21 protein-coding genes are annotated in these 21,463 nt (G+C 51.4%); 4 read left to right on the top strand and 17 right to left on the bottom strand.

From position 1 onward, the window contains the following. Window positions 1–3 precede the first annotated feature (3 nt). The 9 genes from nqrF to DEU29_RS04280 all read right to left on the bottom strand — a co-directional run bounded on the left by nqrF (window position 4) and on the right by DEU29_RS04280 (window position 8,048). Window positions 4–1,236: an NADH:ubiquinone reductase (Na(+)-transporting) subunit F gene (nqrF, locus tag DEU29_RS04320; RefSeq protein WP_432206867.1), complete on the bottom strand. Its 1,233-nt coding sequence runs from the start codon at window positions 1,234–1,236 to the stop codon at window positions 4–6. Window positions 1,237–1,276: 40 nt separating this feature from the next. Beyond that, window positions 1,277–1,885, bottom strand: coding sequence for an NADH:ubiquinone reductase (Na(+)-transporting) subunit E (nqrE, locus tag DEU29_RS04315; protein ID WP_133539030.1), 609 nt, complete (start codon window positions 1,883–1,885; stop codon window positions 1,277–1,279). 5 nt (window positions 1,886–1,890) lie between these two features. Next, complete coding sequence (locus DEU29_RS04310; protein WP_133539029.1) at window positions 1,891–2,523, bottom strand: NADH:ubiquinone reductase (Na(+)-transporting) subunit D; 633 nt, start codon at window positions 2,521–2,523, stop codon at window positions 1,891–1,893. Further along, complete coding sequence (locus tag DEU29_RS04305) at window positions 2,516–3,292, bottom strand: Na(+)-translocating NADH-quinone reductase subunit C (RefSeq protein WP_133539028.1); 777 nt, start codon at window positions 3,290–3,292, stop codon at window positions 2,516–2,518. Before DEU29_RS04305 ends, DEU29_RS04310 begins: the two co-directional genes overlap by 8 nt. Further along, on the bottom strand, window positions 3,285–4,487 hold the full coding sequence (locus tag DEU29_RS04300; RefSeq protein WP_133539027.1) for an NADH:ubiquinone reductase (Na(+)-transporting) subunit B: 1,203 nt from the start codon (window positions 4,485–4,487) through the stop codon (window positions 3,285–3,287). The genes DEU29_RS04305 and DEU29_RS04300 overlap by 8 nt, the downstream gene beginning before the upstream one ends. 2 nt (window positions 4,488–4,489) lie before the next feature. Beyond that, the gene (locus DEU29_RS04295; protein ID WP_133539026.1) at window positions 4,490–5,830 is read right to left on the bottom strand and encodes a Na(+)-translocating NADH-quinone reductase subunit A; all 1,341 of its coding nucleotides are present in this window, start codon (window positions 5,828–5,830) and stop codon (window positions 4,490–4,492) included. Between the two features lie 174 nt (window positions 5,831–6,004). Then, window positions 6,005–7,183 (bottom strand): enoyl-ACP reductase FabV, encoded by a 1,179-nt coding sequence (gene fabV / locus DEU29_RS04290; RefSeq protein WP_133539025.1) that lies wholly within the window; start codon window positions 7,181–7,183, stop codon window positions 6,005–6,007. A 77-nt stretch (window positions 7,184–7,260) separates the two neighbouring features. Then, a complete protein-coding gene (locus tag DEU29_RS04285; RefSeq protein ID WP_133539024.1) occupies window positions 7,261–7,560 on the bottom strand; it encodes a BolA family protein in 300 nt (99 codons plus the stop codon). A gap of 11 nt (window positions 7,561–7,571) precedes the next feature. Beyond that, window positions 7,572–8,048, bottom strand: a complete 477-nt coding sequence (locus DEU29_RS04280) for a hypothetical protein (RefSeq protein WP_133539023.1) — start codon at window positions 8,046–8,048, stop codon at window positions 7,572–7,574. Between the two features lie 151 nt (window positions 8,049–8,199). Between DEU29_RS04280 and DEU29_RS04275 the strand changes: the two genes are divergently transcribed. After that, window positions 8,200–9,549, top strand: coding sequence for a capsule assembly Wzi family protein (locus DEU29_RS04275; protein WP_166635876.1), 1,350 nt, complete (start codon window positions 8,200–8,202; stop codon window positions 9,547–9,549). Here DEU29_RS04275 and DEU29_RS04270 read toward each other — a convergent pair. Genes DEU29_RS04270 through DEU29_RS04255 form a run of 4 tightly spaced genes read right to left on the bottom strand, consistent with a single transcriptional unit; the run spans window position 9,527 to window position 14,710 of the window. Then, window positions 9,527–10,051 (bottom strand): PqiC family protein, encoded by a 525-nt coding sequence (locus tag DEU29_RS04270; protein ID WP_166635875.1) that lies wholly within the window; start codon window positions 10,049–10,051, stop codon window positions 9,527–9,529. The genes DEU29_RS04275 and DEU29_RS04270 overlap by 23 nt on opposite strands. Then, window positions 10,044–11,660, bottom strand: a complete 1,617-nt coding sequence (gene pqiB / locus DEU29_RS04265; protein ID WP_133539020.1) for an intermembrane transport protein PqiB — start codon at window positions 11,658–11,660, stop codon at window positions 10,044–10,046. The genes DEU29_RS04270 and pqiB overlap by 8 nt, the downstream gene beginning before the upstream one ends. A gap of 22 nt (window positions 11,661–11,682) precedes the next feature. After that, window positions 11,683–12,906, bottom strand: a complete 1,224-nt coding sequence (locus tag DEU29_RS04260; RefSeq protein ID WP_133539019.1) for a PqiA/YebS family transporter subunit — start codon at window positions 12,904–12,906, stop codon at window positions 11,683–11,685. After that, complete coding sequence (locus DEU29_RS04255; RefSeq protein WP_133539018.1) at window positions 12,893–14,710, bottom strand: cation:proton antiporter; 1,818 nt, start codon at window positions 14,708–14,710, stop codon at window positions 12,893–12,895. Before DEU29_RS04255 ends, DEU29_RS04260 begins: the two co-directional genes overlap by 14 nt. A 180-nt stretch (window positions 14,711–14,890) precedes the next feature. Here DEU29_RS04255 and DEU29_RS04250 point away from each other — a divergent pair, with 180 nt between their 5' ends. The 3 genes from DEU29_RS04250 to DEU29_RS04240 are packed head-to-tail and all read left to right on the top strand — an operon-like array spanning window position 14,891 to window position 18,599. Continuing rightward, window positions 14,891–15,874, top strand: coding sequence for a Fe(3+) ABC transporter substrate-binding protein (locus DEU29_RS04250; RefSeq protein WP_243734486.1), 984 nt, complete (start codon window positions 14,891–14,893; stop codon window positions 15,872–15,874). A gap of 34 nt (window positions 15,875–15,908) precedes the next feature. Further along, entirely contained in the window at window positions 15,909–17,534 is a 1,626-nt protein-coding gene (locus DEU29_RS04245; RefSeq protein WP_133539016.1) for an ABC transporter permease, read from the top strand. After that, window positions 17,535–18,599 carry an ABC transporter ATP-binding protein gene (locus DEU29_RS04240; RefSeq protein ID WP_133539015.1) on the top strand — a complete coding sequence of 355 codons (1,065 nt, stop codon included), beginning with the start codon at window positions 17,535–17,537 and terminating at the stop codon, window positions 18,597–18,599. A 482-nt stretch (window positions 18,600–19,081) separates the two neighbouring features. Here the strand turns inward: DEU29_RS04240 and DEU29_RS04235 are convergent, their stop codons facing one another. Genes DEU29_RS04235 through DEU29_RS04220 form a run of 4 tightly spaced genes read right to left on the bottom strand, consistent with a single transcriptional unit; the run spans window position 19,082 to window position 21,251 of the window. Then, the gene (locus DEU29_RS04235) at window positions 19,082–20,026 is read right to left on the bottom strand and encodes a CorA family divalent cation transporter (protein WP_133539014.1); all 945 of its coding nucleotides are present in this window, start codon (window positions 20,024–20,026) and stop codon (window positions 19,082–19,084) included. Window positions 20,027–20,028: 2 nt separating this feature from the next. After that, window positions 20,029–20,496: a bacterioferritin gene (bfr, locus tag DEU29_RS04230; protein WP_133539013.1), complete on the bottom strand. Its 468-nt coding sequence runs from the start codon at window positions 20,494–20,496 to the stop codon at window positions 20,029–20,031. Between the two features lies 1 nt (window position 20,497). Next, complete coding sequence (bfr, locus tag DEU29_RS04225; RefSeq protein ID WP_133539012.1) at window positions 20,498–20,974, bottom strand: bacterioferritin; 477 nt, start codon at window positions 20,972–20,974, stop codon at window positions 20,498–20,500. A 40-nt stretch (window positions 20,975–21,014) separates the two neighbouring features. Continuing rightward, entirely contained in the window at window positions 21,015–21,251 is a 237-nt protein-coding gene (locus DEU29_RS04220; RefSeq protein WP_133539011.1) for a (2Fe-2S)-binding protein, read from the bottom strand. Between the last annotated feature and the right edge of the window lie 212 nt (window positions 21,252–21,463).

The raw sequence follows: 21,463 nt of genomic DNA, 5'->3' as shown, positions 1-21,463 counted from the left end.
TGATTAACCACCAAAGTCATCCAGCATGATGTTATCGTCTTCGACACCTAAATCATGCAACATGTTGATACACGCAGCGTTCATCACCGGTGGACCACACATATAGAACTCACAATCTTCAGGTGCGTCGTGATCTTTCAGATAACGCTCATAAAGCACATTGTGGATAAAGCCGGTATCGCCATCCCAGTCGTCTTCAGGCTGCGGATCCGACAAGGCCACGTGCCACTCAAAGTTGTCGTTCTCTTCCTGCAACATATCGAAATCTTCAACATAGAACATTTCGCGCAGTGAACGCGCACCATACCAGAAGCTGATCTTACGATTGGTGTTTAAGCGACGCAGCTGGTCAAAAATGTGCGAACGCATCGGCGCCATACCGGCACCACCACCGATGAAGACCATTTCAGCTTCGGTGTCTTTAGCAAAGAATTCACCAAATGGACCGGAGATAGTGACTTTATCACCCGCCTTCAGGCTAAAGATGTACGATGACATTTTACCTGCCGGCAGACTCAAGTCGTTCGGTGGCGGTGTCGCACAACGAACGTTCAGCATGATAATGCCTTTCTCTTCCGGGTAGTTAGCCATTGAATACGCACGGATAACTTCTTCGTCCACTTTAGATTCTACATCTAAGAAGCCAAAGCGTTCCCAGTCACCACGGTACTCAGGGGCAATATCAAAGTCTTTGTACTTAATATGATGCGGCGGAGCTTCGATCTGAATATAACCACCGGCACGGAACGGCACTTCTTCACCTTCCGGCAACTGCACCACAAACTCTTTGATAAAGGTTGCGACGTTGTCGTTAGACTTAACCGTACAATCCCATTTTTTGATACCAAAGATTTCTTCCGGCAGTTCAATTTTCATGTCTTGCTTAACATTAACCTGGCAAGACAAACGCACACCTTCGCGCGCTTCGCGTTTGGTAATGTGATCAAGCTCGGTTGGCAGAATATCACCACCACCTTCTTTAATCGTTACCCGGCACTGACCACAAGAGCCACCACCACCACAGGCAGAAGAAACGAAGATACCGGCATTGGCCAACGCGCCAAGCAGTTTCGTACCCGGCTGGGTAACAATCTTCTTCTCTTCGTCCTCGTTAATCAGGATTTCTACATCGCCCTGCGGTACTAACTTTGATTTGGCGACCATAATGATCGCCACCAAAATCAGTACGATGATGGTAAACATCCCTACACCGAGCGCTATCAGAGTAATATCCATCGATTCGTACCTTTAACGTTTACTGATTCAACACACTGGATTAAAGAGATACGCCGGAGAACGACATAAAGCCCAAACCAATAAGACCGACCGACATAAAGGTTGCGCCTAAACCACGCAAACCATCGGGTACGTCAGCATACTTGAGTTTCTCGCGCACCGCTGCCAGGGCAACAATCGCCAGACACCAGCCAACACCACTGCCGATACCGTAAACTACCGACTCGCCAAAGTTGTAGTCACGCTCAACCATGAACGACACACCACCAAATATGGCGCAGTTAACGGTGATAAGCGGCAGGAAGATACCCAAGGCGTTGTACAATGCCGGTACGTATTTATCCAGCGTCATTTCCAGGATCTGTACCAATGCAGCGATAACACCGATAAAGGTCAGGAACCGCAAGAAGCTTAAGTCCGCATCCGGAAAGCCTGCCCAATCTAATGCACCAGGTGCCAGAATGTTGTGATAAACCAAGTTGTTTACCGGTACCGAAATACCCAGTACAACGATAACCGCGACCCCCAAACCAAAGGCTGTTTTTACCTTTTTAGACACCGCCAAAAAGGTACACATGCCCAAGAAGAATGACAGCGCTAAGTTTTCGATAAAGATCGCGCGGATGAACAGGTTAATATATTGTTCCATGGCCATTACTCCTTAGGTTCGACTTGGTCAGGGTAGAACGTACGTAGTACCCAGATAAAGCCACCGATGATAAAGAATGCACTTGGCGGCATCAGCAGCAAGCCAACCGGCTCGTACCAACCACCTTCAGATACCAATGGCATAATTTGCACATCGAACAAGCTACCTGAACCAAACAGCTCACGCACAAAACCAACCACAAGCAATACCACAGAGTAGCCTAAGCCGTTACCGATACCGTCCAGCAATGACATAAACGGCGTGCTCTTCATCGCGTAAGCTTCGGCACGACCCATAACGATACAGTTGGTAATAATCAAACCAACGAATACCGATAGCTCACGGGATATTTCGTAGGCATAAGCCCGCAATACCTGGTCAACAACAATAACCAGACTCGCGATAATGGTCATCTGCACGATAATTCGCACACTCGATGGAATGTGATTACGAATAATCGAAATAAAGAAGTTGGAAGCGGCAACAACCGCGGTTAGTGCAATACACATAACCAGGGTGTTGCTCATCTTAGAGGTTACCGCCAACGCCGAGCAGACACCTAAGATCTGCAGTGCGATGGGGTTATTCGCGAAGATCGGTCCGAATAAAACGGACTTCATTTCTTTTGCACTAGCCATTGGTCAGCTCTCCTTTGCGAAGTTTCTCGAGTAACGGACCGTATGCTTTGTCGCTCATCCAAAAATCGATGGTCGCATCAACGCCGTTACTGGTTAAGGTGGCACCTGAAAGCGCATCAACTTCGTGCTCGTTAGACGCACCGCCTTTAACCAAATCAAACTTCACTTTTCCGTCGTCACCGAAAAGCTCTTTGCCTTCCCAGGTTTTTACCCAGGCCGGATTGGTGATTTCGCCACCAAGCCCCGGTGTTTCAGCATGTTCATAGAAGTTAACACCACGTACGGTATTCAAATCGTCTTCTAACGAGATTAACCCGTACATTGTGCCCCACAGGCCTTGCCCGCGGATGTGCAGAACCGCACCGTTACGGTTACCATTTTCGTCCATCACCAAATAAACTTCGGTCATGGTTTCCATGGTACCTAAACCAGCAATGTCTTCACTTTTATCAAGTTTGGTGCTGGTTTCAGGGTCGCCAGCGGCTTTACGGTTATCAAAGTCCTTCGGGTCTTTGTCCTGCACCACTTGATAATCTTCCAAACTAACGACGTGCGCTTTAATACGCTCGTCGTAAACAGAAGGAATATCCATACCGGCTTCTAAGATGCCTGCCGCGTTCAAGATGTTACGCTGCATCGCCAGCGCCGCGTTCTTTTCCTGCATCGGTTTAAGCGCTACCGCCGAACCCGCAACCAGAATTGAACACACCAAACAAAGTGCCAGCACAACACCTATCGTTTTGCCTAAACTTTCGTTCTTACTAGCCATTGCGTGCTAACCTCCGTTTGATGTTTGCCTGTGCTACAAAGTAGTCAAACAACGGTGCAAAGACGTTCGCGAACAAGATGGCCAGCATAATACCTTCCGGGAATGCCGGGTTAATTACGCGGATCATGACCGTCATAAAACCAATTAACAGACCGTAAGCGAATTTACCTTTGTTGGTGAATGATGCCGACACCGGATCGGTTGCCATAAACATCATCGCAAAGGCAAAGCCACCCAATACTAAGTGCCAGTACCACGGCATCGCAAACATTGGGTTACTGTCGCTGCCAATCAGATTTAACAGGCCAGAGAACAGCACCATACCCACGAATACGCCGGATACGATACGCCATGAGGCAATGCGGAAGTAAATCAGTGCTAAACCACCGATTAAAATCATCAGCGTTGATACTTCACCCACAGAGCCCTGGATGTTACCTAAAAACGCGTCCCACCATAATTCGGTGTTACCGTAGTCCAGGTTACCCAGTGCCGCAGCACCCAGGTTAGTCGCGCCAGAGAAACCGTCAACTGCTGTCCAGATAGAGTCACCAGACATGCTCGCCGGATAGGCGAAGTACAGGAATGCACGACCCGTCAGTGCCGGGTTAAGGAAGTTACGGCCGGTACCACCAAAGATCTCTTTACCAATGACAACACCAAAGGTAATACCCAGTGCAACCTGCCACAGTGGCGTGGTTGCAGGCAGGATCAATGAGAACAGTACCGAGGTAACGAAGAAGCCTTCGTTGACTTCGTGCTTACGAATGCTCGCAAACAGGACTTCCCAGAAACCACCGACAATAAAGGTGACCGCGTAGATAGGCAGATACCAGCAGGCTCCGTACCACATTTTCGCGCCCCAACCGGCGTCAGCACCCAGCTCACCGCCCAGCAACTGGAACAAGCCCACCTGCCAAACGTCAGCTAACTGGTAGCCTTCAGCTAAAGCCATCGCGGCCTGGTTACCAACGTTGTACATGCCCCAGAACATCGCCGGGAACGTCATCATCCACACCAGGATCATAATACGCTTAAGGTCGATGCGGTCACGAACGTGTGTGCGAGACTGCGTCACCGTACCTGGCGTGTACAAGATAGTGGCTACCGCTTCATACAGCGCGTACCACTTTTCGTATTTGCCGCCCTTTTCGAACTGCGGCTCAATACGCTCGAGTGTATCTTTCAAGCTCATGGTTAGCCTTCTTTCTCAATCTTAGTGAGACAATCGCGCAGCACCGGGCCGTACTCGTACTTCCCAGGGCAAACATATGTGCACAATGCCAAGTCTTCCTCGTCCAACTCTAAGCAACCCAGTTGCTGAGCTTCATCGGTATCGCCTGACAACAAATCACGCAACAATAACGTCGGTACGATGTCCAACGGCATAATGCGTTCATAGTTACCAATCGGCACCATTGAACGAGACGAGCCGTTCATTGATGTGGTCATGCTGAACAGCTTCTTCGGATTGAAATGACCGGCATAAGCTCGGGTAATCGAGTGCAAGTCTGAGCCCGGACGGATCCAACCCAAGAATTCTTTGTGGTTACCCTCAGGGATAACGCTCACTTGTGTGTGGAAGCGACCCAGCCATTGATGGGCTTCGTCCACTTTATGACCATTAAGCACCGAACCACTGATAATACGGTTATTATCGCCTTGCAGTTCGCCATCGCTCAACTCACGTAAGTTGGCGCCCATGCGAGTACGCAAAACGCGAGGCTCTTTAACGCCTTCGCCCGCTAATGCCACCATCCGATCGGTGAAAATTTCACCGGTGGTAAAGAGCTTACCGAATGCCACAACATCCTGGTAACCAATATGCCATGCCGGACGCTTTAAGCTAACCGGGTGCAAAAAGTGCATATGGGTACCGACCAAGCCAGCCGGATGCACGCCGCCAAAAGATTCAAGCTGAACCTTAGCGTCGCCGGTATCCACTTCAGCATCGCCCGCTTTAACCACGAACACTTTACCGTCAGTTAAGTTTGACAGCACTTTTAAGCCATCAACGAAAGCCTGCTTGTGTTCGTTAATAAACAGCGTCGGATCCATGCACAGCGGATTGGTGTCCATAGCGTTAACGAAAATAGCCGAAGCTTCTGCGTCAACTGCCGGCGCCTTGCTGTAGGGGCGGGTTCTGAGCGCTGGCCATTGACCAGACTCAATGAGGATTTCCTGAACTTTGTCGCGACCCAATGAGTCGAGTTTGTCGCTATCGAATTTATCGAAGGTGATTTGCTCGTCACCATCACACTCGACAACAACGGCTTGCAGAACGCGGCGTTCGCCACGAGGAATGTCTTTTACAACACCCGCTGCAGGAGCCGTATATTTAACGCCCGGATTCTTCTTGTCTTCGAAAATCACTTGACCTTTTTTCACACGCTCATCAACTTTAACGTGCATGGTCGGGCGCATACCGACGTACTCTTCTCCCAGGGTAGCGACCGTCGTCACGGCCTTACCGTCGGATACTTGCTGCTGGGGGGCTCCCTTAATCGGGATATCCAGCCCTTTCTTGATAGTAATCATATGCGTTTGCACTACTCGTTAGGGAAGATTCATCACAACCAGCCGGTTAGGGCTAGAAACCTGAAAAATCAATAAGTTACCGAGCATAGCAACGGCTACGCGACAGCCAAACTCCGTAACTTAAAAACGTATTCCACACTTATCGGGCGGATTTTAACACTTTTTCAGGTGCGCTTACCAGTTAACTTTTGGATTAACATCAGCTTCGTAGTCAACGTTATCGAAGCCAAAACCAAACAGATTTAAAAAGTCCTGATGGTAACCTTCGTAGTCTGCCAGCTGATGGAAGTTGTCCTGGGTTACCTGATCCCAAAGTGCTTCAATTTTTGCCTGCGTCGCATCATTGGTTTCGTAGCCATCCATATGCAAGCGCCCTTCGCTGTCTAGCTCAGGATCCGCGGCATACAAGCCTTCGGTGAAGAGGCGGTAGATTTGTTCAATACAACCCTCGTGCGTGCCTTCTTGTTTCATCACCTTATAAATTAACGAGATGTACAAAGGCATCACCGGAATCGCAGAACTGGCTTGGGTAACCAGGGCTTTAAGCGACGAAACATAAGCTTTCAGGTTGATATCCTGATAGTTTTTGTCAAGTTGCGTTGACGCACGGTCAAGATCTTCTTTGGCCCGGCCGATAGTCGCATGGCCATAAATTGGCCAGGTCAGTTTTTTACCAATATAGGTGTAAGCCGTGGTCTGACAATCCTGCGCCAGCACACCGGCATCATGCAGTTGTTTAATCCAGCGCTCCCAGTCTTCGCCGCCCATCACTTTAATGGTGTTGGCGATGTCTTCTTCAGTCGCCGGGTCGAGCGTTACATCGTGCACTTCGTCACGGTCGGTGTGGTAGGTTTTGGTGGTGTATTGCTTGCCTACCGGTTTTAATACAGAACTGTGCAGTTCGCCGGTTTCCGGGTCTTTGCGCTTAGGCGAAGCCAAGCTGTAAACGACCAAATCAATTTTGCCCATATTGGCTTTGATGTAATCGATAGTCTCTTGTTTGATTTCGTCCGAGAATGCATCGCCGTTGATTGAGTGGTACTGAAGCCCTGCCTGATCGGCTTGCTGATGGAAGGCCGCGGTATTGTACCAACCTGCGGTGCCGGTGCGTTTTTCAGTGGGCTCTTTTTCGAAACACACGCCCACCGTCGCGGCGCCGCTGCCAAACGCAGCAGTAATGCGCGATGCCAGTCCATAACCGGTCGAACAGCCGATAACCAATACATTTTTCGGCCCGTTTTCAATACTTGGCTGCTGTTTTATCCATTCGACCTGACGCCGCACGTTCTCCGCACAACCCACAGGATGAGAGTTGGTGCAGATAAAACCACGAATCTTCGGTTTGATCACCATAGTTGACTTCCCTATTTTGAATTTGGTCTTATTGTAGCTGTTTCTGGCAGTTTAACAGATCATACCATTTTTACGGGCTAACGCCCGCCACCCATACAATTAGGCGAATCCGGAGCCTGGCCTTGCCATTCGTCGGGGGTGTAGGTGTGCAGCGCCAGCGCGTGGATTTGTTGTAGTTCTTCTGCCAGCACTTTGTTAATCGCCCGGTGGCGTTGCAATAAGCGTTTATCGGAAAACGCTTCGCTCACCATGGTCACCTTAAAATGCGATTGCGCTTCGCGGCCACTAGCGTGCATATAACTCTCATCATCCACCTGCAAATGCAGCGGTGCGAACTGCTGCTGTAACTTTTGCTCAATCTGCTCGCGCATCTTCATCTCTAAACTCCTTACTGCTCAATTACCGCCGTGTGACAAATCACACGCTTGGATGCCAGCGTCGCCACCGCCGGAAACAACTGTTCGGCTACATCTCCCTTCGATGCCGATGCCGGCATCACCAGCCGATAGCGCTGGGCGCTGACCGTGCCATCGGTCTGCCATAGCATAAACGGCTGCCCGGCAAGCACCTGCTGTAACTGCTGCAAACCATCCTTGCGATAAGGCGGAAACGCAGTCTCATCGCCCGTCAAACGCCAATTATTCAATTCCATCTGCGACGCCAGTAACGCCTCGTTAACCGGATTACGACAAAAACTCAGCTCAATAACCGCGGTGCTCAAACGCCATTGCTCATTCGGCAGTAACTGCAGATCTAATTGCTGCATCGTCGTATCTAAGCCACTTTCAGTTGTTGATTGCGGTGCCGGTGAACAACTCACTAACACTACCGACAATAAACTAATCAGCCACGCTACTCGTTTCAAAATTTGCTCTCTCAGTTATTACCCGGCTGCACTCTATCAAAACACGCTCAAAGCACGCCATAAAAATTATAGGATTGTCTATTCACCAATGCTTCTGGCATCATAGCGTTATTCGTGCATTGGCATCAAAAACAATTATAAGGGACTCTCTGTGAGCAAGTCGTTGTTTTCTGCAGTTATCCTGGCCACCGGACTGGGATTGGTATCCCCCCAGGCGCAGTCTTCTGTCTATATCAGTGCCGATAACCAGGATCTCAGAAACAGTCTGAATGTGCTGGTCGATGCCGGTCTGATTAATACACCACTACAGCAATTACCCATGCCATGGCGGGCGATTTTGCTGGAACTGGATACCATTGATACACAGCAGCTTAACGATACCCAACAACTTGCCTTATTACAGGTGCGTCATTATCTGCGCAATGCCCAGAGCGGACCGCAAACCTACTTAAAACTACAAGCCAGTAGCGAAGCGCCCTGGGTAAACCGCTTTGGTCGCAGTGTGCAAGAGCGCGGCAGCCTAAGCGTAGCAAGGCATTTTAAAGGCGAGCACTTTGCCGCAAGGTTACAAATCAATCACCGCTGGGACCCATACGAAGACGACAACGAACAGACGCTGGATGGCAGCTATCTGGCCTATAACTTTGGCGACGTCAGCCTGTCGCTGGACGCACAACCGCTGTGGTGGGGACCTGCACAACACAGCAGCCTGCTGATGTCGACCAACGCCCGGCCACTAACTAAACTGCGGTTCGACTATAGTCCCGACTTCGCTCCCATCGGCCTTAATCCGCTACATATCAGCACCTTTGTTGGCTATAACGAAACCCGGTTAGGTAATATTAATGTGTCGCGCGAAGTCATCGGCCTGCGCGCTGCCACCCAATTACAATGGGGTCTTCAGGCCGGAGTTAGTGCCTTGCATCAGACGAGTAAGACCGATATAAACAGCGAAATACCAGACAACACCATGGTCAGCCTGGATCTGCGAAAAGGCTGGCATTGGCAACAGCATCATTTTGCCGCTTACGCCGAAGTTGGCTTTGACGGACAGTTAGAGGAAGGCGAAAACCCTGCATTTACAGTCGGTGGTGAATGGCAGTTTAATGCATCGATATTCAGCGCTCAGCAAATGCGTCACACCCTGGTAGCGGAATACACCGATACAGAAAGTCGCAATTTCTATCAGCGTCTGCCCCGCGTTTCGACCCAGCCGTTTTATCAGCATTACCAACGCAACCTGGGCTCGTCTTTTGCGCCCGACAGCCGCACGCTATCACTCAGTTACCGACTATTTGCAGCAGACGGCAGCGGCTGGACCGCTCAGCTGGCTTATTCCAGCCTTGCCGATGACAGCAACCAGACACAGGCATTATTACAACGCTCACAACCGGTGTTCGGTGGCTTGTTAAATATTGGGTTTGAATACAATGACAATGAGCGCGCCGGCGCCAATACCGACGACATAGGCGCGCGAATCAGTTGGGAATGGCGTTTTTAATTTGTTCTAGCGTATCGCTCCAGGCCTGGTTAAGCGCCATAACCAACGCCTCGTAACCATCGTTGGTTAACGGCTGCCGCTGGCTAAAGGTTTGTTCGATTTGCGTGTCGTCTTGACGATAAAGCCAATGTCCTGTGACGACTGCGTTGCCTTCATCGTCACCATAAAAATCCATAACCTGAATAACCAGCTCGCCGTTGCAATGCGGCTCACTTAAAACCCGCTGCACGCTTTGTTGCAACTGCTGCTCCAGCGAGCCACTCCAGCGATGATGGCGGGCGGCATGAATGCGGGTTGCGCTCTGTTGCAACAAAATACCATCGCTGAGCATCAAGTCACTTACCACAACCTGCCGCTGCGCCGCACTGCACACCTGCTCCGGACTGCTGTTTAACAGCGGCAAACGATACTCACCTTTAACACTCTCAGATTGACTGGCACAGCCACTCAGGGCTACCAGAGAAACCAACGTAACAGCAACACTCGGAATCAATTTAATCATGGGCTTTAGGCTCCGGATCGGCCGGCTTTTCGGCATCAAAAATTAGCGAATTCGGCTGTTCACGTAACTGCTCTGCAAGCGGTTTTAAGTCGCGCGTTAACGCCTCGATATTAGATAAGGTTCTGTGCAACTGACGGCGTGTGGCCGAACCATCATCAACGCTACTTAACAGCCGCTCTAATTGGGTTAAATTATCCTGCAATAGCTGCGGTAACTGTTGCATGCCCGGCTGCTCAACAATGGCCGCTACTGACTGTGCCAAAGCTTCAATCTCGTCGGCACTTTGCTCCGTCGCCGTCATCGCCTCACTAAATTCGGTCAGGCTCTGTTCAAGCTCCAGATCATTAAATTTATCCAGCAGCTGGTTCAACTTTTCTTCTAAGCGGCTAAAGTCACTGACCATCGACGGCATCACCGAGTAACCGGCAAATTCAGACTGCGCCTGCAATTCGGTTTCGGGATAAAAGCGTAAGTCGACATACAAGGTGTTGGTCAGTAAGTTTGAGGCCCGGATATTGGCTCGCAAGCCCTGTTCAAACAGCTCCGGCAATCGCTCACGCCAATAGCCGATGTCGGTATCAGGCACCAGTCCATCCATGCGTTCCGGCTCGTAACGTACTAATACCGGGATCTGTTTTAACGGCGCTTTGTCACTGTCGGTGGGGTTCCAGCGCAGCGGCACTTTAAGCACAGTGCCCACGCGCACGCCCTTAAATTGAACCGGCGCACCTTCTTCCAGGCCGGCAACCGACTCATCCAGTAAAATCACATAATCAATGCCATTAACAAAGCCTTGTTGCCGCGCAGCCTCGGCACTGGCAAATAACTCAAACGAGCGTTCCTCAGTCATTTTAGCGCCACTCGGCTGCCCTTCAGGCACGCCAAAATTAATCCCCGCGCCCAGCAATGACTCGAAAGAACCCAGCGACACGTCCAGACCATTGGCATTCCAACGCAGCGATAAACCGCTTTGCAACCAAAAACGCGTATTCTCGGTCAATAACTCGTCATAGGGCTGTTCAATAAACACCTGGTAGCGCATGCTGCGGTCATCAACGTTAAAATCAACCTTTTCGACCTGCCCCACCGACAGGCCGTTATATTGCACGGTATCACCGACTACAACCGCACTATTAACCGAGCTGGTCAGCGTAATACGCCGTCCCGGCGTTTGTTGCGGTGTTACCGGCGGCTCTTCCAACGCCTCAAAACGCGTCGCTGTCTGCTCTGATGACCCCGGCTGTAGCCGTATATAAGCGCCGGACAGCAAGGTGGATAAGCCACTAACGCCCTGCCGGCCAATACGCGGTTTAACCACCCATAAACGACTATCTTCGGCCAACATGCGCTGCGTATTTTCGTTCATTTCGATGGTTAGCACCGCCGCGCTCATGTCCTCGCTCAGGCTGATTTCACTAACCAAACCGACGTCCACATTGCGCACCCGCACCGGCGTTTTACCTGCTTCAAGGCCCTCGGCATCGCTAATCAACACCTCTATTTGCGGCCCCGAGCCGGCACTCTCCTGCCACACCATCCACAGCGCTACCGCCAAAGCCAATAGCGGGATAAGCCAGATGGGTGAGAATACGTTTTTCATCGCGCTCATGGGTCGTCCTGATTCCTTCACTTTACTTTGTTGTCGGCATAAAAAAGCGTCGCGTGTCAAAGGTCATCGCTGCCAGCATGGTCAATATCACCGTTAACGCAAACGCCAGCGCCGCGTTACCGGGATACACCGACATCAACTGCCCACTGCGCACCAGCGCTACCAGCACGGCAACCACGAAAATATCGATCATTGACCAGCGACCAATCCAGTCAGTGACCTTATACAACACCACCCGGTTTTTTACGGTACTGTCGTTGCCGCGTTCAGCAACATAAAGTAACACCAACAACGTCAGGATTTTAGCCACCGGTATCACCAAACTAGCAACAAATACGATAATCGCAATAGGGGCATCGCCGCCTTGCCATAATTCCAGCACGCCACCGATTATGGTATTGGGCTGAGTGCGGCCAAAGCTCGTTGTTTCCATAACCGGTAATACATGCGCAGGTACCAGCAATAACGCCGCTGCAATTAACAACGCCAGGGTTAAGCGCCAGCCACGCCAGCGGGTTAGCGACAGCGTTTCGCCGCAGCGCCAGCATTTTTTATGCTGTCGTGAATTCGGCGCCTGACAACAAACACAACCGCTCAAACCCTGGTTATGGGCAGCCCTGCCGGCTTCGGATTGCGGCGCTTGCTGATGCGGTAACCGATGCCACAATTGGTAACGGCTGACATTATTGGCAACCCACAACTGCAGCACCACAAACGCAATAAACGTATAGAAACCCGACGCCAGTTCCACTGCCGCCAGCCCCGATATTTTAATCAGCGACACCAGTGCACCCAGCAAAAACACATCGGCCATCATCCATACCCGCAGCTGCACCACGGCCCGGATAAAATAGAGAGTCACCGGGCCCAATGGCCCTGAACCAAGTAAACGGGTGAATATCCAGCAGATCGCCAGCAAATATAAAACCGGCACAACCCACACCGTGAATAGCACCAGTATCGCCAATAAGCGTTCGTGAAAGTGCAATAACTCGGCACTGGTATCCAGCAGGCTCATGGTCTGCGATACACCACTGGCGGAATAGCCGACAAACGGCAACCACAAGCTGACCAATGCCAATATTAACGCCGCCAGCGCTAACGCCAGCGTGTGCCGCTCGCTAACGGGCGCACCGCCCCCCAGGCGATGCCCGCAGCGCGGGCATTTAAATACCTCGGTTGATGTGACGGGTACATCGACAACCCAGTCACAATCCGGGCAAACGCAACGATTACTCGTCGTCACGACCACCTTCTTCGGCCTCTTTCTCCGGTGATATCATGGCAATAACCAGCCAGCCCGGCATCGGCTTCAGTTCACGCTCGGTGCTGAATATATGCACCTTCTTCTGCTCGTCCAGCGCAAACATGGGTACCGCCCGGGCGCCGTACTGCTGTTGGTAATCTTCAAAACTGAAGTTGTCAGTAATCGGCGTCGACTTCATTTTAGCGCCCTGAAAGTGCAGGCTGGCTAACTTAGAATAGGTCACGCTCTCACCAAACAAATTCAGTGTAGTTTTGTACGCTTCCGATAACTGATGGCTGGCCCGAAAGTCCGATTCGCCGCTATTTAAGCCATGCACTTTGTTACTGCCAAACCAGTCCTGATAATACACTGAAACCAGTGGGTTTAGCTGCTTATACGGCGACATCACTAACAACCGGCCAATACCGGTCAAATCGATATTATTAGAGGCGTGTTCCGAGGCCGGGTTACCAAAATAAACCGGCAGGTTATCCATGCGCGCGCTGCGAATGTTCTCCCAGTTGGTATCAGCCAGGCGCACCTGTACATCGTGTTCCTGCAACGATTTAGCAACGGCCCGCGCCATTTGATTAGCACCAAATATCAAAAACCCTCGCGCCGGCGGCTCAATTAAGCCCAGTAAACGCGCCAGTGGCTTAGCGGTAAGACTTTGCAGTACCACCGTGGTCATGATCACCAAAAATACCAGCGGTACAATCGACTCCGCACCGTCCCAGCCGGACTGCTCCATTTTTAACGCAAACAGCGCCGACACGGCTGCGGCTACGATACCGCGTGGCGCAATCCACGACAGCAGCACCTTATCTTTGAAGCGCAGCTCGGTGCCAATAGCCGATAACCACACCGCCAACGGCCGCACCGCAAACAGAATAATAGCCAGCAAAATCACCGCCGGCAGGCCCAGTGCGTCGAACTGCGCATAGTCCAGCCGCGCTGCCAGAATAATAAACAATGCCGAAATCAACAGCACACTGAGCGTTTCTTTAAACTCCAGGATCTCGTCCAGATTCAGGTTTTTGGTATTGGCCATTGCCATACCCATTACCGTTACCGTCAACAAGCCCGATTCGTGTTGAATTGCATTAGACAGCGCAAACACACCCAGTACGATGGTCAGCGTAGCGACGTTTTGCAGGTAATGCGGAAACCAGCCACGGCCCAGCGCCAGGCCTAATAACTTGGCCGCAACCCAACCAAAGAAAAAACCAATACCAATGGTTTTGGCAAACGCCTGCAGCGAGTGTAAGAACGCCACGTCCTGGCTGGCGATAATAAATTCATACACCAAAACGGCTAACAGGGCGCCGAGCGGATCAATAATGATACCTTCCCAGCGGAGGATATTCGCCAGCTTATTAATCGGCCGAATGGAGCGTATCATCGGCTGAATAACGGTTGGTCCGGTGACCACCACCAGCGCCCCGAACAGCGCCGACAGTTCCCACTCCCAGCCCATTAAAAAATGCGTCAGTACGCCAATGGCAATCCAGGTAACCACCATACCCACACTGACCAGGTTAGTCACCATACGGCCGTGGCCGCGAATTTCTTCAAACTTAAGTGTCAGACTGCCCTCAAACAGGATCACCGCAACGGCCAGCGAAACCAGTGGAAACAGCAAATCGTCAAACAGTTGATCCGGGTTCAGCCAGCCCAGCGTGGGGCCAATAATCAGGCCGCATACCAGTAACGGTAAAATGGCCGGCGTTTTTAAACGCCAGGCTAACCACTGACAACTGATTGACAGCACCCCGATTAGCGCTAACAGGGACAATTCAGACATACACGCTCCATGTAAATCACTTGACTTTCGTCAAAATACAAATGAGAATAGCTATCATTAAGTTAAAAATGTGATAGCCTACTCGAACTATCTGATTCTATACGCAAATTATTAGCAAGAGGTTTCTCTATGGCAACTTTCTTTAACAAAGCATTCACGCTGGCTGCAGTCGCCAGTGTCATGACCAGTTTATTGCCGGTCGCAGCCAATGCTGCCGAAGTTAACGTTTATTCGTCTCGCAAAGAAGCACTGATCAAACCCTTGCTGGATCAGTTTAGCGAAAAAACCGGCATCGAAGTGAATTTATTAACCGGTAATTCCGATGCACTATTGGCACGGTTAAAATCTGAAGGCGAATATACCGCCGCTGATTTGTTCCTGACCGTTGACGCCGGCGCCCTGCATCGTGCCGTCGAGGCTGATGTTTTCCAGACTGTATCATCGCCACGCATCAATCAGGTGGTGCCGGAACATTTTCGCTCACAAGATGACCACTGGGTGGGTTTGAGCCTGCGTGCACGGCCTATTTTTTACTCACCGGAGCGCGTTGACCCATCACAGTTGAGCGATTATCTGTCGCTGGCCGACGAACAATGGAACGACCGCATTTGTATTCGTTCATCAAACAACCTTTATAACCAGTCACTGGTTGCTGCATTAATCGAGCACCACGGTGCCGATAACGTCGAAAACTGGGCCGAAGGCTTAGTCGAAAACTTCGCCCGCCAGCCGGTCGGTGGCGACCGTGACCAGATCAAAGGCGTCGCCTTTGGCGTCTGTGATATTGCGGTGGCAAATACCTACTACTTTGGTCACATGCTGAATTCAGATGACGCCGAAGAAAAATCAGCCGCCGAGAAAGTAAAAGTTTTTTGGCCGGCACAAGACAGTAACGGTGCCCACGTTAACGTATCCGGCATCGGCATTACCAAACACGCGACCAACGTCGACGAAGCCAAGCAGCTCATCGAATTTTTGCTCTCAGAAGAATCGCAAAAATGGTATGCTGAAGCCAACTACGAGTACCCCGTTCGGGAGGGTGTTGCCTGGAGCGAGACTCTGCAACAATGGGGCGACTTTAAACAAGACGACATTTCCATGGACATCCTCGGCGAGAATAATGCCGAAGCCGTGCGCCTGATGAACCGCGCAGGCTGGAGATAAGTCCTTAGTCATTGAATTCTAAGGAGAGTTGCTAATGACCCGCGGCCCGTTATTGTTGTTCGGTGTTGCGGCATTGATAGGGTTACCCTTAATTGTGGTGGCCCTTTCTTTGTTAAATCCTCAATGGGATACACTGGCGCATTTATGGCAAACGGTGATCCCGGAATATGTTGGCCATTCACTGATCCTGCTGGTTTCGGTGGGTATTGGCGTGACTGTGCTGGGCGTCAGCAGTGCCTGGTGTGTGTCACAATTTGATTTTCCCGGCTGGCGTTGGGTTAGCTGGGGGTTATTACTGCCACTGGCGATGCCTGCCTACATTACCGCCTACACCTACACCGGTTTGCTGGACTATGCCGGCCCGGTACAGCAGTTTTTACGCGCTGCCTTCGACTGGCAATTAGGTGAGTACTGGTTCCCCAATATTCGCAGCCTGCCGGGCGCTATTTTCGTGCTCTGTGTGGTGCTCTACCCCTATGTTTATTTAATTACCCGCGCCGCATTTATGCAGCAATCCACGGCCGCTTTTGAGAGCGCAAGGACGTTAGGCGCCGGTCCCTGGAAGAGCTTTTGGCGGGTTGCTATGCCGTTAGCAAGACCGGCCATTGCCACCGGCGTTACCCTGGCATTGATGGAAACACTGGCCGATTACGGCACCATGGAATACTTTGGCGTTACCGTGTTTACCACCGGTATTTTCCGCACCTGGTACGGCATCGGCGATACTCAGGGCGCGCTGCAATTGGCGGCTATTTTATTGCTGTTCGTGATTGCGCTGATTTTAGTCGAACGCTACTCTCGCCGCCGCGCCAAGTTTTATCAACGCCGCAGCGATGGTCAATCGCTGCGCAAACCGTTGCACGGCCGACATGCGGTTTACGCCGCTGTGGTTTGTTGGCTGCCTATTGTACTGGGCTTTATCATTCCGGCGTTTGAATTGGTGGTGTGGTCCATCGAGCGCGCGGAGGTCTGGACCCAGCCGTCGTTTTGGCAGTTAACCTTAAATACATTGTGGCTGGGGCTGTTGGCTGCAATGATCACGGTGATGCTGGCGTTATGGCTGGCCTATGGCCGTCGCCGCCACCCGACCCGCCCGCTGCGGGTTGCCGTAAGTCTTGCCGGTCTTGGCTACGCTATTCCCGGTATAGTTATCGCGGTGGGTTTGTTATCGCCGCTGGCCTGGATGGACCATCGCATTATCGATTTCAGCCGCTGGGCATTTGATTTTAATCCTGGCTTATTGCTATCCGGCACCGTGGTGGCGCTACTGTTTGCTTACAGTGTACGGTTTTTATCGGTATCGCTACAGACGGTCAGTTCGGGGCTGGAGCAAATTACTCCACAAATGGACGATACCGCACGCACCCTGGGTGCCTCACCGCGGCGTATTCTGTGGCGTGTGCACTTACCCCTATTACGCAGTTCTATTTTGGCGGCGCTGATATTGGTGTTAGTGGATGTCATGAAAGAACTACCGGCAACGCTGGTGCTGCGCCCGTTTGATTTTAATACGCTGGCCGTGCGGGCGTTCGAGATGGCGTCGGACGAGCGCCTGGCCGATGCCGGGCCACCGGCACTGATGATTGTCGCGGTCGGATTAATTCCGGTGATGATGTTATCGCGGGCGTTAAAAACCCAAAGTATAAAGACGGGAGACTAAATGAGCGCGTTCCTTAAACTCGACAAGGTATCGATAGAACTGGCCGGGCATCGCATCGTCGATGACCTGAGTATCGCGTTAGAACCCGGTGATATTGGTTGCTTAATGGGTCCGTCCGGCTGTGGCAAAACCACCGTGTTGCGTGCTATTGCCGGTTTTAACCCGGTTTCCGGTGGTGCGATTTCTTTGCAGGGCTCCGTTGTGTCGTCGGCTTCGCTGTCGTTACCGACGGAACAGCGCCAGGTCGGCATGATGTTTCAGGACTTTTCATTGTTTCCGCATTTAAACGTCGCCGATAACATTCGCTTTGGTATTGAGCATTTGTCTGCCGATGCGCAGGAGCAACGCATTAAAGAGCTACTGCAACGGATTGGTTTAAATGGCTATCAAAAACGTTACCCGCACGAGCTATCCGGTGGCCAGCAGCAACGTATCGCGCTGGCTCGCGCATTAGCGCCGAAGCCGCAACTGATGTTGCTGGATGAGCCGTTTTCGAGTCTGGACGCGGAACTGAGGGAGTTGTTGGCGCAGGATGTGCGACAGCTGTTGAAAGAGGAAGGCATTACGGCATTATTGGTTACCCACGACCAGCAGGAGGCATTTGCTATGGCCGACAAAGCCGGTGTGATGTACGCAGGCCAGCTGTTGCAGTGGAATACCCCTTACGAGCTTTATCACGAGCCGGAGCATCAATTGGTAGCCGACTTTATCGGCCGCGGCGTGTTATTACAAGGCCGGATCCGCGAACATCAGCTGCACTGCGCGCTGGGCGTGATTGATCACGAAATTTTGTGTGACCAGGACGACCACGACGTGACCTTTTTAGTGCGCCCGGATGACGTCTTAATCACCGATAAGCGCGACGCCGAATTAACCGCCATAGTCGCCGGTCGCGGCTTCCGCGGCTCGCACTATCTCTACACCCTGGAGCTACCCGACACCTCCCAGGTACTGGCCGTCGGCCCCTCACACCAACCCCTGCAAAACGGCGCCCAGGTCGGCATCGAATACGACTTCGACCACCTCGTCGTCTTTGATTCAGATGTTTGCGAGTTGCCGGATTAATTGCGCGGGTCCTCAGTCGACGGCACGCTTCGCCCCGCCGGTGCGCGAGTTGTCCGGTTAATTGATTGGATCTTCAGTCGACGGCACGCTTTGCCCCGCCGGTGCGCTCGGCTTCGCCTCGCTAAACCGGCGGCTACTTACGATATGCAATGATTCATTGGCAGTGCGGGCATCGACGCTCTGAATGCGTTTTACGCATGCATTCTTTCAAAACCAAAATGCCGGAATAAAGGTAAGGCCTTTACAGATCATAAGTACCCGCCGGCTTAGCGACCGCAGGGAGCGCGACGGCGGGGGCGGACCAGAACCCACCGCCGAAAGCCGGCATAAATCCCCCCGAATTCAACGCCAACACGCTAAAAATGAAAATATGCTCGCGACGCAGAGGAGCCTTTGCAGCTCGTAAGTACCCGCCGGCTTAGCGACCGCAGGGAGCGCGACGGCGGGGCGGAGGCTCCCTCCCCCGGAGAGTCAGCTAAAAGCTACCAAAATCGCAGCCGCCGCAACAACAAAAACTCAATAACCGCGATGACGACTAAAGCATAGGTAAAAATCTCAAAAGCGTCTTCGTTTTCGACGCCCGGCATGCCGCCGATATTGATACCGAACACGCCGGTTAAAAAGCTTAATGGCAGGAATACCCCGGCGATCACCGATAGCCAATAGGTATTGCGGTTCATTTTTTCAGCCACCGCCTGCTGCAACAGTTCGCGTTGCATCCACAGCTGCTCCAGCATTAAATCAATCTGCTCGAGCAGACGCTGGGTAGTGTCACGCTCGTTCAACAGCCACTGATGCATCTCATTATCCATGCTCCGTTCACTTTCTGTAGTGAACTTATCTAACGCCGCCAGCTGCGGTCGCACAAAGCGGTTAAGACGCAACAACCGCCGGTGCAATTTGCTAATTTCCTGCTGCTGCACAGCCGTATTGTCGTAACCTCCCGCCTCCATATCCTCGATTTTTACCTCGACCGCATCAATCACATCCTCGATGCGCAGGTTAAGCTGCTCGACCAAGTGCACCAAAAAATCATTCAGATCATCCGGCCCGTCCTGCTTTTCGAGGCTTTCACGGATATGAGTAATGGCCTTAAACGGCCGCTTACGGAAGGTATAAATCACGCCTTTGTAGGATAAAATGCGCAGGCTCAACATGTCTTCCGGCGCGGCGCCCTGATTTAGGTTCACGCCACGCAACAACAACACAAAACCTTCTTTTAAGCGCTGAAAGCGCGGGCGCGTGTCTTCTTCAGTCATCGCATCAATCAACGGCTCCGGAATGTCGGCCTGTTTAAGCCAATCCTCTAGCCCGTCGGTATCCCGCTCTAGGTGATACCAACAACCAACAACCGGCTTACCGGTTAGGTCCGTAACCCGACTCGCCGGCTGCTGGTTAAAATCCCACGCATCAATAATAAAGGCCATGCTTATTTCATACTCTGTAGGTAAATCTCCTCACCCAGTTTATCCATCAGGCCTAACTGGATCCGCAACCAATACGCGTGATCTTCTTCGGTATCACGTAAAATGCCGATCAGCATGTCACGGGTCACGTAATCACGAACTTCTTCGCAATACTGAATTACCTCACGTAAGGTGTTGGCGTTGTTATATTCCAGTTGCAGATCGTTTTCCAGCATTTCCCGCACGTTATGACCAATATTGTGCTTTTCGCGGGTGGTCATATCCGGCTCACCCTCTAAAAACAGGATGCGGCGGATCAACAAGTCGGCATGCCCGCGCTCGTCATCAATCTCGTGGTTAATGCGCTCATATAGCTTCATCAACCCAAAATCTTCGTATTGGCGCGAGTGCGAGGTGTACTGATCAATCGAGGTCAGTTCGAAAGCCAGCAGACGGTTTAATTGCGCTACAACATTGTTATCTGCCTTCATACTACTCCCCTTTTTCTACCTGCGATTGTAAGTAAAGTTCGTTACCCAGACGTGACATCAGGTCGATTTGCGTTTCCAGCCAATCCAGGTGTTCTTCCTGGCTGTCGAGAATGTGGTTCAGCATATCGCGGCTGACGTAATCCTGGTGCTCTTCGCACACCTTAACCGCATCGCGAATCGCATTAACATCCTGAAACTGAACTTTGTGGTCCAGCTCAATCATCTCGCGCGGATCTTCGCCAATGTAGAGTTTACCGAGCTCTTGCAGATTCGGCATGCCTTCCAGGAATAAAGTGCGTTCGATAATGTCATCAGCGTGCTTCATCTCGTTGATGGACGCTTTGTAGATCATTTTATTGAGGTTTTCGAAGCCCCAGTTTTGATACATGCGGGCATGCAAAAAATACTGGTTAATGGCGGTTAATTTGAGGGTCAGCACCTTGTTCAGCTGCTGAATAACTTTTGCATCACCTTTCATCAGGGTGCACTCCTTAAGCTATTTCGTGTATGAAATTAACTTAAGTGTAGCACACCGATCCAGGAATTTTAGCGGCAAAGGCAAGGTCTTTCGCAGATTCGGTAGAGCGCTTGGCCAGTGCCTCATTGAGGGTTTCTTTCGCGCACTGCTTGCAGCACCCGCACTGCGATGCCACACCATATTGCTGACGCAGGTCGCGCATGGAATCAACATCACCACACGCCACCGCCTTCTTGATGGTTTTATCGGTTACGCCCTTGCATAAACAAACATACATTCGCAATCACCTCTCTAGCTAAAGCAAGATTAGCGCAAATGCGAATAGTTTGCAACCCCATCAAAGAGCTGTAGGTCGTGCCTTTGGCACGACTCGTGCTGACCTTGCGCCAAAGGCGCATATATGGTCCCCTCCCGTTTTGCAACTTCAACGTTGTGGTAAATGTTGGGTGCTCGCATATATACGGCCTGTTTCGGTGACGTGTCACCTGG

Source organism: Idiomarina aquatica (assembly GCF_004362895.1).
In the GTDB taxonomy this organism is placed as follows: domain Bacteria; phylum Pseudomonadota; class Gammaproteobacteria; order Enterobacterales; family Alteromonadaceae; genus Idiomarina.
The sequence above is the reverse complement of the archived record's forward strand: the minus strand, read 5'-3'. Positions and strand labels throughout refer to the sequence as shown.